This is a genomic window from Buchananella hordeovulneris (assembly GCF_001907235.1).
Taxonomy (GTDB): Bacteria; Actinomycetota; Actinomycetes; order Actinomycetales; family Actinomycetaceae; genus Buchananella; species Buchananella hordeovulneris.
In genome coordinates, this window is sequence record NZ_MQVS01000011.1 from 12,441 (window position 1) to 25,793 (window position 13,353).

Annotated in this window: 12 protein-coding genes; 5 read left to right on the forward strand and 7 right to left on the reverse strand. The window is 70.8% G+C overall.

Features of this window, described 5'->3' with window-relative positions; genetic code table 11:
• The first annotated feature begins 8 nt into the window (after positions 1–8).
• The 3 genes from rsmA to BSZ40_RS09540 all read left to right on the forward strand — a co-directional run bounded on the left by rsmA (position 9) and on the right by BSZ40_RS09540 (position 3,652).
• Complete coding sequence (gene rsmA / locus BSZ40_RS09530; protein WP_073825720.1) at positions 9–893, forward strand: 16S rRNA (adenine(1518)-N(6)/adenine(1519)-N(6))-dimethyltransferase RsmA; 885 nt, start codon at positions 9–11, stop codon at positions 891–893.
• Positions 890–1,795, forward strand: coding sequence for a 4-(cytidine 5'-diphospho)-2-C-methyl-D-erythritol kinase (locus BSZ40_RS09535; protein WP_073825723.1), 906 nt, complete (start codon positions 890–892; stop codon positions 1,793–1,795). The genes rsmA and BSZ40_RS09535 overlap by 4 nt, the downstream gene beginning before the upstream one ends.
• 66 nt (positions 1,796–1,861) lie before the next feature.
• Positions 1,862–3,652 (forward strand): ABC-F family ATP-binding cassette domain-containing protein, encoded by a 1,791-nt coding sequence (locus tag BSZ40_RS09540; RefSeq protein WP_073825725.1) that lies wholly within the window; start codon positions 1,862–1,864, stop codon positions 3,650–3,652.
• A gap of 39 nt (positions 3,653–3,691) precedes the next feature.
• On the opposite strand, the gene BSZ40_RS12100 is transcribed toward BSZ40_RS09540, so the two are convergent.
• Positions 3,692–4,405 carry a TetR/AcrR family transcriptional regulator gene (locus BSZ40_RS12100; protein ID WP_073825728.1) on the reverse strand — a complete coding sequence of 238 codons (714 nt, stop codon included), beginning with the start codon at positions 4,403–4,405 and terminating at the stop codon, positions 3,692–3,694.
• 85 nt (positions 4,406–4,490) lie between these two features.
• Here BSZ40_RS12100 and BSZ40_RS09550 point away from each other — a divergent pair, with 85 nt between their 5' ends.
• Positions 4,491–5,747, forward strand: a complete 1,257-nt coding sequence (locus BSZ40_RS09550) for an MFS transporter (protein WP_073825731.1) — start codon at positions 4,491–4,493, stop codon at positions 5,745–5,747.
• Here BSZ40_RS09550 and BSZ40_RS09555 read toward each other — a convergent pair.
• The 5 genes from BSZ40_RS09555 to BSZ40_RS09575 all read right to left on the reverse strand — a co-directional run bounded on the left by BSZ40_RS09555 (position 5,744) and on the right by BSZ40_RS09575 (position 10,579).
• Positions 5,744–6,394: a CatA-like O-acetyltransferase gene (locus tag BSZ40_RS09555; RefSeq protein ID WP_073825734.1), complete on the reverse strand. Its 651-nt coding sequence runs from the start codon at positions 6,392–6,394 to the stop codon at positions 5,744–5,746. The two genes, BSZ40_RS09550 and BSZ40_RS09555, sit on opposite strands and share 4 nt — an antisense overlap.
• A gap of 176 nt (positions 6,395–6,570) precedes the next feature.
• Positions 6,571–8,712 (reverse strand): FtsX-like permease family protein, encoded by a 2,142-nt coding sequence (locus tag BSZ40_RS09560; RefSeq protein ID WP_084542776.1) that lies wholly within the window; start codon positions 8,710–8,712, stop codon positions 6,571–6,573.
• A complete protein-coding gene (locus BSZ40_RS09565; protein ID WP_073825736.1) occupies positions 8,709–9,401 on the reverse strand; it encodes an ABC transporter ATP-binding protein in 693 nt (230 codons plus the stop codon). Before BSZ40_RS09565 ends, BSZ40_RS09560 begins: the two co-directional genes overlap by 4 nt.
• A complete protein-coding gene (locus BSZ40_RS09570) occupies positions 9,398–9,922 on the reverse strand; it encodes a PadR family transcriptional regulator (protein WP_073825739.1) in 525 nt (174 codons plus the stop codon). The genes BSZ40_RS09565 and BSZ40_RS09570 overlap by 4 nt, the downstream gene beginning before the upstream one ends.
• A gap of 168 nt (positions 9,923–10,090) precedes the next feature.
• Positions 10,091–10,579 carry a MarR family winged helix-turn-helix transcriptional regulator gene (locus BSZ40_RS09575; RefSeq protein ID WP_073825742.1) on the reverse strand — a complete coding sequence of 163 codons (489 nt, stop codon included), beginning with the start codon at positions 10,577–10,579 and terminating at the stop codon, positions 10,091–10,093.
• Between the two features lie 122 nt (positions 10,580–10,701).
• On the opposite strand from BSZ40_RS09575, the gene BSZ40_RS09580 reads away from it, so the two are divergent.
• Positions 10,702–11,541 (forward strand): Cof-type HAD-IIB family hydrolase, encoded by an 840-nt coding sequence (locus tag BSZ40_RS09580; RefSeq protein WP_073825746.1) that lies wholly within the window; start codon positions 10,702–10,704, stop codon positions 11,539–11,541.
• Here BSZ40_RS09580 and BSZ40_RS09585 read toward each other — a convergent pair.
• Complete coding sequence (locus BSZ40_RS09585; protein ID WP_073825748.1) at positions 11,524–13,269, reverse strand: cell wall-binding repeat-containing protein; 1,746 nt, start codon at positions 13,267–13,269, stop codon at positions 11,524–11,526. The two genes, BSZ40_RS09580 and BSZ40_RS09585, sit on opposite strands and share 18 nt — an antisense overlap.
• Between the last annotated feature and the right edge of the window lie 84 nt (positions 13,270–13,353).

A 13,353-nucleotide genomic window follows, 5' to 3' on the forward strand; every position in this document is an offset into this window, starting at 1 on the left:
TGGAACATATGACTGCCCTGCTTGGCCCCGCCGACGTTCGTGCCCTGGCCGACCGCCTGGGGGTGCGTCCCACCAAGACTCTCGGCCAGAACTTCGTGCACGACGCCGGTACGGTCACCAAGATCGTGGCCGCTGCACACGTGCAGGCCACCGATCACGTGCTTGAGGTGGGCCCCGGGCTTGGTTCCCTCACCCTGGCCCTGCTTGCCACCGGGGCGCGCGTCACCGCCATCGAAATAGACCCCACACTGGCGCAGGCCTTGCCGCACACCATCGCCGAGCGCGCCCCCGCGGCCGCAGACCGCTGCACCGTGCTGCCCGCTGACGCGCTGACCATTACCGGCCCTGCGGACCTGCCGAGCCCCCCGCCGGGCGGCCCTCACCCGCAGCTGCCCAACCGGCTGGTGGCCAACTTGCCCTACAACGTCGCCGTGCCCGTCTTGCTGACCTTACTGCCCGCCCTGCCGAGCCTGCGCGAGGTGCTGGTCATGGTGCAGGCCGAGGTCGCCCACCGTTTGTGTGCCCGCCCCGGTTCGCGCGTCTACGGCGTGCCCAGCGTCAAGGCCGCCTGGTACGGGCAGACCCAGTTCGCGGGGCTCATCGGCCGTAACGTGTTTTGGCCGGTGCCCAACGTTGATTCGGCCCTGGTGCGGCTGCTGCGCCACGACCCGCCCGCCACCCCCGCTTCCCGCGAGCAGGTCTTTGCGCTGGTGGACGCGGCTTTTGCCCAACGCCGCAAGACCTTACGCGCCGCCCTGGGGGCGAGTGTCGGCTCTCCGGCGCGCGCGGAAGAAGCGCTGCGGGCGGCGGGCATCGACCCGGCCCTGCGCGGGGAGAAGCTCACCATCGACCAGTTCGCCGCGCTGGCGGCCCAGCTGGGGGAGTGGCTATGAGTGTCGTGCTGACTGCCCGCGCGCCCGGCAAGGTCAACCTGTACCTGGCCGCCGGGGCGGGCGACGCGAGCGGCTATCACCCACTGCAGACGGTCTTTCTCGGGCTGGACGTCGAGGAACGCGCCGAAGTGCGGCCCGCCGCGTGCCTGGAGGTGACCTTCACCGGCCCGGGCACCGAGCAGCTAGCGGTGGACGAGACCAACCTGGCCGTGCGGGCCGCCCGGGCGCTGGCCGCGGCCACCGGCTACCGGGGCGGGGCGCGACTAGAGATCCACAAGGGCATCCCCATCGCCGCGGGCATGGCGGGGGGATCGGCCGACGCGGCCCTGACCCTGCGGGCCCTAAACGCCCTGTGGGGCACCGGCTTGTCCGACGCCGAGTTGGCGGAGCTGGCGCGGGGCCTCGGGGCTGACGTGCCCTTCGGCCTGGTCGGCGGTCTAGCCCACGCGACCGGGCGGGGAGACGTCGTCGGCGGCCTGCCGACCACCGGCACTCTGCACCTGGCCCTGGCCGCCGCGCCCCGCGGCCTGGCCACCCCCGCCGTTTTCCGAGAGCTCGACACCCAGGCGTTGCCCGCCACCCCCGCCCCGCCGCCGCCCGCCCTGCTGGCCGCCGCGGCCGCCGGGGACGCGCCCACCTTGGCACCTCTCATCCACAACGACCTGGCCGCCCCTGCCCTGCGGCTGCGGCCCGAGCTGGCCGACGTGCTCGCCGCCGCCCGCGTCGCCGGGGCCCTGACCGCGTTCATCTCCGGCTCCGGCCCCACGGTCGCGGCCTTGGCGCGCGACCGCGCCCACGCCGTCGCCCTGGCGGGCGAGTTGGCCACCCACCGGCACGTGGCCGCCACCTACGCCGTGTCCGGGCCCGCCCCCGGCGCCAGTCTCGCCCCTGCTGCCTCCTGACCGCGCGGCCCGCCCCCACCCTGTCCCGTCCTGCAACCGGCGCCCCGCGCCAGGAAGTGAGCCCCGATGGCCAGAGCCCTGCTGGGAGCCGAGTCCCTGCACCTGGAATACCCGACCCGCGTCGTCTTCGACTCCGTGAGCGTTGCTATTGAGGAGGGCGACCGCATCGGCATCGTCGGGCGCAACGGGGACGGCAAGTCCAGCCTGCTCGGCATGCTGGTCGGCACCGTCGAGTACTCGGCCGGGCAGATCACCCGCCGCAGCGGCCTGCGGTTTGGGGTGCTGACCCAGCGCGACGAGCTGGCCGACGGCGACACAGTCGGCCGGGCGATCGTCGGGGAGATGGCCGAGCACGAGTGGGCCGGGGATGCCCGCATCCGCGACATCATCGGGGGGCTGGTGGCTGATCTGCCGTGGGATGCCTCCGTCGCCACGCTCTCGGGCGGGCAGCGACGCCGGGTGGCCCTGGCGGCGCTGCTGATCGGCCAATGGGACCTGCTGGCTTTGGATGAACCCACCAACCACCTGGACATGGAGGGCATCGCCTGGCTGGCTGCGCACCTGCGGGGCCGGTGGGCCAAGAACACCGGAGGGCTGCTGGTTATCACCCACGACCGCTGGTTCCTGGACGAGGTGTGCACCGAGACATGGGAAGTGCACGACGGCATCGTCGAGCCCTTCGAGGGTGGGTACGCCGCCTACGTGCTGCAGCGCCTAGAGCGCGACCGCATGGCGGCCGCTAGCGAGGCCAAGCGGCAGAACCTGCTGCGCAAGGAGCTGGCGTGGCTGCGGCGCGGGGCCCCGGCCCGCACCTCCAAACCGAAGTTCCGCATCGAGGCCGCCAACCAGCTGATCGCCAACGTGCCGCCGGTGCGCAACCCGCTGGAGTTGCAGCGCCTGGCGGTGGCGCGCCTGGGCAAGGACGTGGTCGACATCGAGGATGTGTCGGTGCGCTACGGCGAGGTCGAGGTGCTGCGGGACGTTACCTGGCGCCTGGCCCCCGGGGAGCGCACCGGCATTCTGGGCGCCAACGGGGCGGGAAAGTCGACGCTGCTGGGGCTAATAAGCGGCACTGTGCAGCCGACCAGCGGGCGGGTCAAGCGCGGCAAAACGGTGCGGGTGGGGGTGCTCGATCAGCAGTTCTCCCAGCTGGCCGAGATCGGGCAGGACCGGGTGCGGGAGGTGCTGGCCCGCACCAAGACGACCTTCACGCTCGACGGCAAGGACCTCACCCCCGCCCAGCTGCTGGAGCGGCTGGGCTTTTCCCGGGCGCACTTGTCGGCCCGGGTGGCCGAGCTATCGGGTGGCCAGAAGCGGCGGCTGCAACTGCTGCTGTTGCTGCTGAGCGAACCCAACGTCATCATCCTGGACGAACCCACCAACGACGTGGACTCCGAGATGCTGGCGGCCCTCGAGGACCTGTTGGACTCGTGGCCGGGCACGCTCGTGGTCGTTTCCCACGACCGCTACCTGCTGGAGCGGGTCACCGACCAGCAGTACGCCATCCTGGACGGGCGGCTGCGGCACGTGCCCGGCGGGGTGGAGGAGTACCTGCGGCTGAGTCGCGCCGCCGACGCGCCTGCCGCCCCGGGGCCCGCGCCCGCGAGCGCCGCCCCGGCGGCCGATGGGGAGCTGTCGGGGGCGCAGCGGCGGGCGCTGGAGAAGGAGGCGGCGGCCCTTGAGCGGCGCCTGGAGAAGCTGGGGCGCAGCATCGCGGCGCTGCACCAGACGCTGGCGGAGCACGACCAGAGCGATTTTGCGGGGTTGGCGCGCTACACGGCGCAGCTGCGTGACCTGGAGGAGGAAGTGGAGAAGCTGGAGGGCCGGTGGCTGGAGCTGACCGAGCAGTTGGGGTGAGCCCGTGGTGGCGGGCGTCCGCCGCCGCGGGGCGGCCGGTCAGGGGCCGGCGGCGGGTGGGGCCGCGGCAGCGAGCGGCAGCAGGACGTGTTCGACTCCGTCCAGGAGCGCGGCGATGAGCAGCTGGTAGTAGTCGAGGCTGGCTTCGGCCAGGGCGGCGGGGGACTGGTCGGCGGGAAAAAAGTGGGTGACCAGTTGGGCGATGGCGGGGGACTGGTCGGCGAGGGCTAGCAGGTGGGTGCGTTGGGTGGCGTAGTGGCCGTGGGCCCACTGGCGGCGGCGGCCGTGGTGGGCGGCGAGCGCGGCGAGCGCGGAGTTAAAGATGAGGGAGCCGGCCAGCGGGGCCAGCGGCCCGAAGCCGGCGCGCTGCAGTTGGGCGGCGGTGGCCTCGGCCAGGGGGATGGTGCGGGCGGTCAGGTGCCCGGTCATGAGGCGGTCGGCGACGCCGGGGCAGGCCAGGAGGGCGGGGCGGGCGGCGAACAGGAGGCGGGTGAACCAGTCTTTCCACTCCAGGGCGGGGTCCGGCAGGGGCACGGTGGCGACGACGGCGTCGACGACGGCATCGCTCAAGTCCTCCTTGTTGCGGAAGTAGTGGTAGAGGACGGAGGGGGTGACGGTCAGGGCCTGGGCGATGTCGCGCATGGACCACCCTTCCAGGCCCGCGGTGGCCGATAGTTCTTGCGCTTTGGCGACGATCTGGGCGCGGCTGAGGCCTGCCCGGCGGGCGGTGGGGGCGGGGGAAGAGGCGGCCATGGGGTAACGGTAGCAAGCCTTGACCGCTGTTGAACATAGTTCTAGTATCGCGGCGTAGAACACCGTTCAAGTGCCGAGGTGCGCCATGTCCCAACCCAAATCCACCCCGCTGCCCGCCGCCGCCCAGCCGCGGCTCCTGCTCAGCATCCTGCTGGTGGGCTTCCTCGGGCAGATGCTGCTCAACCCGCTGCTGGCGCCCCTGTCCCGCCAGCTGGGACTGGCCGAGTGGCAGGTAGGAGCCACCATCTCGCTGGCGGCCCTGGCCCTGGCCGCTTGCAGTCCCTTCTGGGGCTGGGCCTGCGGTCGCTGGGGCGTCAAACCGGTGCTCGTTGTCGGCCTGTTCGGTGCCGCCCTCGCGCTCGCGGCCTTCGCGCTCGTGTCCCTGCTGGGAATGCGGCACGCGCTTGGCGGCCCGCTCCTGGTGGTCGGCGTCGTGGTGACCCGCGGACTGCTCTATGGGGCGGCGATCGCCTCCCTGCAGCCCGCCGTCCAGTCCCACCTCGTGACCCACACCAACACCGAGCAAGAACGGGTGGCGGCCGTGGGCGCGGTGGGGGCGGTCATGGGATTGGCCGCCATCGTCGGCGGCGTGCTCGGTGGCGCCCTAGCCGGGATCGGTGGGTTGGCGCTGCCGCTCGTGGTCATGCCCGTGTTGGTGGCCGGGGCCTTGGCGCTGCTGACCAGGTTCCGCCCCGGGGATGCCAAGCAGGTGGAGCGGCCCGCCGCGCGGCGGGTGTCCTACCGCGATCCCCGCGTGTTCGGCTACCTGCTGGCCGGGCTGCCGCTGATGGCCGCCTTCGCCACCCTGCAAACGATCTTCGGCTTCCTTGTGCAGGATCGCTTCGGACTGAGCGATGAGGCCACCGCGTCCGTGACCGCCGCCTACCTGGCTGCCCTGGCGATCACCCTGGCCGCCGTGCAAACCGGCCTCGCCCCGCGCCTGGGGTGGGCGGCCCCGCGCCTGCTGCGGGCGGGCGCGGTGCTGAGTCTGGTGGGGGTGGCCTGCCTGCTGCCGGGGCGCTCCTACCTGCTAGCCGCCCTCGGGGTGCTCCTGCTGGGCGCCGGCTTCGGATTGGCCATGCCCGCTTACAACGCAGGCCCCACCTTGCAGCTGGACAGCAGCGAGCAGGGCGCGCTGGCGGGGCTCATCAGCGCCAACAACGGCGTCACCTACGCCCTGGCCCCCCTCTGTTCAACTGCGCTGTACGGGTGGTGGCCTGCAGCGGCCCTCGTGCTGGCGGGCGCCCTACTGGCCGCCTGCCTCCTCGTGGCGCTGCTGCACCCCCAGCTCCGCCAGGGAGGCCGGGCCGCGACCGAGTCCGCGTGGTCCCGCCCCCGCTAGCCCAGCCAATCTGGCGCCGCCAGCAGCTCCTGCACCTCGCTCACCAGGCGGCCGACGTGGAAGCCGTCGGCCGCCGCATGGTGCACCTGGATGGCCAGCGGCAGCAGGGTGCGCTCGGCGCTTTGGCGGTAGCGCCCCAGGGTGAATTTCGGGGCCAGAGAGGCCTCCTCGGTGGGCAACTGCAGGTGAAAGCCCGTGAACGGCACCCATGGCAGGGCCGAGACGTAGAACGTGTTGGTGGGCGGAGGCCCCTGCGGAAACAGGCAGGTGGTCTGCTGGTGGGTGGCCGCCACCTCGGCCGCCGCCGCGTGGAAGGTGGCGAAGTCGGCGTCGTAGGGGCTCCACACGCTCGCGAAGGTCTCGTGGGCGGAACAGAAGATTGTGAAGGAGGGGTGGACGACGTCCCAGACCGCCGGGGCGGAGTCGGTCGTCACCGTCAGCCGAAACTCCTCGTGACGGTTGACGACGTTGGCCAGGGCCCAGACCTGGGCGAGATAGGTTTTGCGCCGGGAATGCGCCAGCGCCGCCGCGGCGGCAGTGGCATCCAGCTCCACGGTCAGGCTGTAGCTGCAGGCGGCCTGGAGGTAGTGCGCGAAGTGCTCTCGCCGCGGCCAGGTGGTCAAGTCGATACGACGCGGATTCTCCATGTTCGTCAGTATGACAATCCTCGCGGGGGTGGCAGGAAAGCCAGGTAGGCAAATGCCCGGGGAGAAGCTGTGCTTCCTGGCGGTAAAACCTGGCGCACGTCAGCGTTTTCCACCTTAATCGAGCGGCCGACGACGGTGGCCGAGGCAGCGGGAGCCGCCCGGGCCACCGGGGCGCACTACTCGAAGCGCGTAGCCGTGGCACCTATCCGGCCCGCCGCCCGGCGGGAGGTACCGACGGCGAACGCCAGGAGGGCCAGGCAGGCAGCCAACACCAGGTAGTTGCTGGCGGCTGGCCAGGCCAGCTGGCGTTCGCTGAGTCCGGTGATGGCGGCCCACGCAGAGAAGATGCCCGCCCCGAGCGTGCCCAGCAGCATGGTGGCTACCGGGAGCACGGCCTCCCAGGTCACGGCCAGTTGCAGGCGTCGGCGTGGCATGCCCGCCAGGCGCAGCAGCCCGAAGCTGCGCTGCCGCTCCAGCACCGCGATCGTCGTTGACATGCCGAGGGAGAGAGCCGAGATGAGTCCGGCCACCAGCATGCCCAGGTAGCCCAGGGTCTGGAATTGGTACTCCGGGGCGTTGGCGGTCAGGAGCGCGTAGTCGCGGGGGGCGTACGGCAGCTCCGGCAGGGAGGCCGCGTGGCGCATGACGCTAGTGCGGGCGATTTCGAGGGCCTGCGGCCCGGCAGTGGGTTCCACCAGCAGGGTCTGGAATCCGGTGGCGTGAGGCGGGTGGGCGGCGGCCTCAGCTGCCGCGGGCCGTCCGGTCAGCCAGCGATGGTCCAGGCGCACCCACTGGACTTCCGGCGCCAGGTCGGCAGCAATCCCGAAATGCTCCGCGGTTTGCCGGTCTGTCACCAACTTGCCCGCGCCGTCGTCAACCAGCAATCCGACGTACGCCACTGCCGGTTCGGCTGCCAGCGCGGCCTGCAGCCCCGGATCGGGTTTGGGCAGGGCGACGCGCAACGCGCGCGGGGCGGGCGCCCCGGTACCGAGGCCCTCGGCGGCTACCTGATTAACCGAGGTCATGCCCACTGTGAACATCGTCAGGGCATACAGGGCGACCACCAGGCCTGCCACTGAGCGAAACACGGCGCGCGGGTGGCGGGCGATGCGGCCGGCGGCCACCAGGGTGGCGCCGGTGCGGGCCAGGTGCCGCAGGCGGTTCGCGGTGAGGTGGGTTAGCAGCGGGCCCGCCACCAACAGGCCGACCATGGTGAGCACGGTGCCCGCCAGCAGCGTGGGGCCGGGCGGCAGGGGCAGCAGGCGGCTGGCCACCAAGGCAAATAGGCCCAGCCCGGCTCCCAGCGGGGCCAGCGTCCACCAGCGCGGCGGACGTTCGTCGCGCTCGCGCACCGCCCCGAGCGAGCCGAGGGCCGCGCGCCGGGTGCGCCACCACGCGACAGCAGCGGCCGCCGCTACCGTGCCGAGCACGACGCCGAGCGCCGTGTGGGCTGGCACCAGCAAGTCAGCGGAGTAGAAACGGGTGTCTTCGATGCGCACCTGGGCGGCCAGCGGCACGGCCAGACGATAGAGAGCTAAGCCCACCAGGCCGCCCAGCCCGGCCAAGAGCGTCATCTCCCCGGCCGTCAGGCGCGCCAGGCGCCGCGGCCCCACCCCGAGCAGCCGGAGGGTGGCGAATGTCTCCGCCCGTTTGGCTGCCCCCAGGTTCGTGACGATGGCGATGAAAAGGAAGACCGGCAGCAGCACCGCGGCGGCACCCAACAACGCCAGGTAGCGGTAGGCGTCCGACGCGTAGGCGTTGCCGCGGAACTCCGTGAGCAGGTGCGGGCCCGAAGCGAAGGAGAAACTGTCCAGCTGAGCGCGCGAGACACCAACGAGTGCCACGAGCGAGTCCGGCCCGGTCAGTGTCGCAGCGGGCAGGTGCCCGGCGAGGGTGCCAAAGCGGTCGGCGAACTCGGGCCCAGAGGCATCCTGTGTCAAGTCGGCCAGCGCGGGGGAGGTGAGGAACTGTCCGGGGCCCGGCAAGCGCAGGCCGCCGGGGCCCGCGAGGTGGGGGTGGTCCGGCAAGGTGAGGTAGATGATCTCGACGAGGTGGCCGCGGTAGGGCAGGTGCGTGGTTGCCACGCCCACCTGGTGCGCCTCCAGCGCTGGCCCGCCCCGCTCCAACTCAACGGCCTCGCCGAGCGGCGGCTGGGCCCAACTGCCCCGCTGGCTACGTTCCGCGATGCCGCTCGCCCCCGCCAGTAGCAGCAGCGCCAGGGCGATGCCGACAGCAATGCCAACGACGATGCCGACCTGCCGGGTGCGGGCGCGCCGCTCGCTGGCCAGCACCAGGCGCAGCAAAGACAGGTGGCTCATTGGGGGCCTCCCACGGCACCCGAGTCAGCGGTGATGCGCCCGTCACGCATGGTGATCTCCCGTTCGGCCCAGGCCGCGGTGCGGGGATCGTGGGTGACCAACACCAGCGCCGTGTTCGTCGCCCGTACCGCGTTAAGGAAGGCTTCCATGGTGTGTTCGGCCGCCAGCGAGTCCAGGGAGCCGGTGGGCTCGTCGGCGAACAACACCCGGGGGCGCAGCGCCAAGGCCCGGGCGACGGCCACCCGCTGGGCCTGTCCGCCCGACAGCTGGGCCGGGTACTTCGCCTGGTGCTCGGCTAGCCCCAGCTCCGCCAACAGTTTGGCGGCCTGCCGGGTGGCGGTGCGACGGGAGTGCTTGGCGAGCAACAGGGGCAGCACGACGTTGTCCAACGCCGACAGGTCGGGCAACAGCTGGCCGAACTGGAAGACAAAACCAAAGTTCTCCAGCCGCAGCTGGCAACGCCGTTCCTCGTCCAAGGCCGAGAGTTCCTGGCCTGCAAAGTCCACGCGGCCCTCGTCGGGGGTGAGCACCCCGGCCAACACGTGCAGCAGGGTGGACTTGCCGGAGCCGGAGGGGCCCATGATGGCGATGGTTTGCCCCGGATAGATGTCGATGTCCACCCCGCGCAGCGCGTGGGTGGGGCCGAAGTGCTTGTGTAGACCGCGGCCGGTCAGGCAGGGGACGGTCATGGCCGCAGCTCCGCCCGCAACTCAGCCAGCCGGGCCGCCGTCAGGTCGATCCACCGCAGGTCTGCCTCCAGGTGGAACAGGGCGTGGTCGGCCAGGAGCACGGTGTGCAGGTCCGCGCCCTGTTTGCGGCGCGTCAGCTCGCGCATCTCGGCCCGGTGGGCGGAACGCTGCGCATCGAGCAGGCGGTCGGCGTCCTCGTTAAGCAATAGGGCGATGACGGTCTTGGCGAAGAGGTCCGGACGCAGGAAGGCAGTGGCGGCGACCGGTTGGAACATCCACTCGGTCACAGCGGCCCGCCCGGCGGGGGTGATCTCGTAGTGTTTGCGCTCCGGCCCGGCCCCGGCCGCCACGCCCGTGGCGGCGATGAGCCCGTCGCGCAGGAGGCGCGCCAGGGTGGCGTAGACCTGCCCGAAGGCCAGTGGTTTGCTGGCCTGGAACCAGCGGTCGTAGTTGTGCTTGAGGTCGTAGCCGTAGCCGGTACCGGCGCCGACCAGCCCCAGCAGCGCATGTTTCGTGTCCATACCCGTCACTATACATCGAGGGTATACTCTTCGCGTATAGCGAGGCGGGGTAGGCAGCGTCCAATCCAAGACATCCCCTTTTGGCCGCCTGGCAGCGCGCCCGCGCCAGCTTCGCCCGCCCCAATGCCCACCGCCGCGACGTGCTCGCGCGTCCTGGCAACCGGTGGACTAGCTGAGTTCCTCGCGCAGCGCGTGTCCGAACTGTTCGAGCACCTCCAAGGCCGCCCGCAAGGCCGCCGGGTCAATATCGGCGGCCAGGTGAGCCACGCGGGCGTCGAACTCGCTGAGCGAATCGCGGATGGAGTCCCGGATGTGCGGGGCGCAGCCCACGTGCACGATCCGGCGATCGGCCTCATCTCGCACCCGGCGCACGTAGCCGTGCTCCTCTAGTCCGTCGACCAGCCGGGTGATCGCCCGCGGGGTGACATCCAGCAGCTCGGCCAGCTCACTCATCGTGAACGACGGCTGGGTGGATAGCAGCAGCAACAACATCACGCGGGGGCCGGTGAGACCCGCGTCGTGGTCGGCCTGGCGATTGAGCCACCGCCGGGCTAGGCCGCCCAGGGAAGACAGGGTTACCAACAGGGCGAAGGGGAGGGCCTGCTCCGCCAGCGCGGGGGCGGCAGGCGGCGGGCTGGCCGGGGAGGGGGCTGCCATGGGTAGGCCTTTCTACTTACGGGAGCTGCCCTCATTCTAGGGCGGTAACCGTTACCTCGGAAAAAGCGGCCAACCGGTGGGCAGGCATGGTTGACTGGAGGCCTATCCGGGAAAGGAAACTCATGCCGCTCGCCTGGGACACTTTGGACCCCACCACCCTCGACATTCGCCTGGTGGCAGCCGACATGGACGGTACTCTCTTGACCGCCGCCGGGCAGCTGCCCGCCGACTTCCTGGAGCTGCTGGGGCAACTGGCCGCCCGGGGAGTGACCTTTGTCCCCGCCTCCGGGCGGCAATATCACAGCCTGCGGCGCGTCTTTGCGGCCAGTCCGGTGCCACTGTCCTACATCGGCGAGAACGGCTCCATCGTCGTGCACGCCGGGCAGACGGTATCCACCACCACGGTCTCGGCGGCCGTCGTCACGCAGGTCATTGACCTGGTGCGGGCCGCTACCCCTGCCGACACCCAGCTGGACCTCGTCTTTTGCGGCGCCCGCTCGGCCTATATCGAGCGGGACGACGAGGCGTTTCGGAGCGAGGCCAACAAGTACTACGCCCGGTTGGAAGTGGTGGAGGACCTGAAAGCTGTCACCGATCAGGCCCTCAAGCTTGCCGTCTACGACTCAGCGGGTCGCGCGAACCTCACCCGCGCGCTTTTCGCGCCCGTCGCGCACACCAACCAGGTGGTGGTATCGGGCGCGCACTGGATCGACATCATGGATCCGCACGTCTCCAAAGGTCAGGCCCTGTCCCGCCTCCAAGCCCTGCTCGGGGTGACTTCTGCCCAGACCATGGCCTTCGGGGACTATTTCAACGACGTGGAGATGCTGCAAGCCGCTGACTACTCCTTCGCCGTGGCAAATGCCCACCCCACCGTGGCGGCCAGCGCCCGTTATCGGGCACCCAGCAACGACGACGATGGGGTGGGCAAAGTGTTGCGCCGCCTACTGCTTGCGGGTTAGCTCCTCAAGCTGTTCGGTCAACGCCTGCGTGACCGCGGGCTGAATCGAGCCAGGCCCGCCCACCACGGTGACCAGCGCCGGGGGCGCGGCCTGAATTGCCTGCGCCACGGGCGCAGGGACCCGGGCCGGGTCGGTGAGTAGGAACACCTGGTTAGTGCGGGCAGCGTAGGCCCCGGCCGCCAGCGCATCCGGGAATCCAGTCCCAGAGGCGAGGGCAAGCTGGTCGGAGCTGCCAGCGGACCGTTGGGCCACGGCCGCCGCAGTCTCGTAACGGGACTTGCCGACGATGACCTCCGGCTGCAGGTGCGCGGTGGCCTGCTGTGCCGCCCCACCCACCGCGATGGGGCGAGGGGCGTAGGTGTTCAAGGCCTCGGCAGTCTCCCGCGGCAGCGCGCCCCCGTTGGTCAGCAGGATGATGCCGCTCTGCTGGGCAGCCACCGGGCCGGTAGCCAGTGCATCGGCGAAGTTGGTGCCGTCGACCACGAAGACCGCCTCGACGTTGCGCCGTTCTTGCTCCAGGAAGTTGTGGATCCGCCGGGCGATGGCGGTGGCGGTGGCGTACCTATTGGTGCCGCCCTCCCGACTCACGTTGAAGCCCAAGGCCCGCACCTCGTCCTCCACCTGCTGCGAGACTGAGCCCGTACCTCCTGCGATGATTAGGTCCTCGGCACCGCGTTGGCGCGCAGTAACCAGCGCGGCTCGCGTCTCCGCGTGCAGCCCACTGCGTGGGGTGAGCAGCAACGGGGCATTGAGGAGACCCGCCAGCGGGGTAGCGGCCAGCGCATCGGCAAAGTTCTCCCCGGAGGCCAAGACGATGTGATTGCCCCACTGCGTGCCAGCGAAGTAAAGCTGCGCGGCGGTGGCGTAGCGGTTAGCACCCGCGAGGCGGGAGACGGGCTCCCCGACCCGGAACGTGTAGAACTGGTCGGTGGTGTGCTCCTGCCCGCCGACGCTATACAACGCCCGCACCTGCAGGCGGTAGACACCTGGTTGCGTGAAGGCCCAATTGGCGTGCATGTGGGTACGCGGCAGGCTAAAGGTGCTGAACTGCCGGTCGGTGTTGGACCACAGGCGTTTGAGTTCCTCAGCACCGCCGCCCTGCCACAGTTCGACCTTGCCGCCCGCCGGGCCGGAGACCCGGTGCAGCCGCAGGCGGACGGTGTCGTTGTCCACCGCGCCCGCCGGGAGGTGCTCGGTGGAGAAGCCCGGCCACAGGGCGGTGAGCTTCTGGTCTGCCGTGCGGTTACCGGTTTGGGTGACCAGCCACACTTCGCTGCCAGCCGCTCCCACGAAATCAAAACCGGCAGGCAGCGTCGTGCGGGCGGCGTCGGACAGGACGAAGGTCGTGCTGGCGGGGTCTACCCGCTGCGCCAGCTGTCCGTCGAAGTCGGCCTGGGACCCCAGCTGGAGCGCGCCGGCGCCCCAGAACGCGGTAACCACGTCAGCATGCACATTGGACAGCAAGAGCCGCCCACCAGGGGCCGCCGCTGCCTCCGCCTCTCCGGCCAGGGCGCTGTCGTCTGCCGCTAGTTCGTCCGCATCCGGCAGTTCGGCCGGAGCGCTGTCGTCTGCCGCTAGCTCGTCCGCATCCGGCAGTTCGGCCGGGGCGAGAGTTTCGGCGGTGGTCTCCGTCGGATCTGGCTCGACGGGACTGGCCCACGCTGCTGGAGACAGCAGAGTCAGTCCCAGCCCAGCCGTGAGCAAGCTAGAAAATAGCCGCTTTCGCATAAGTACCTTTCGCTTGAGTGTGGAGGAGGTTGCCGCACTGGTGGATTGCAGGGAAGATTTGACAGAGCCCGCAAGGGATTCCAT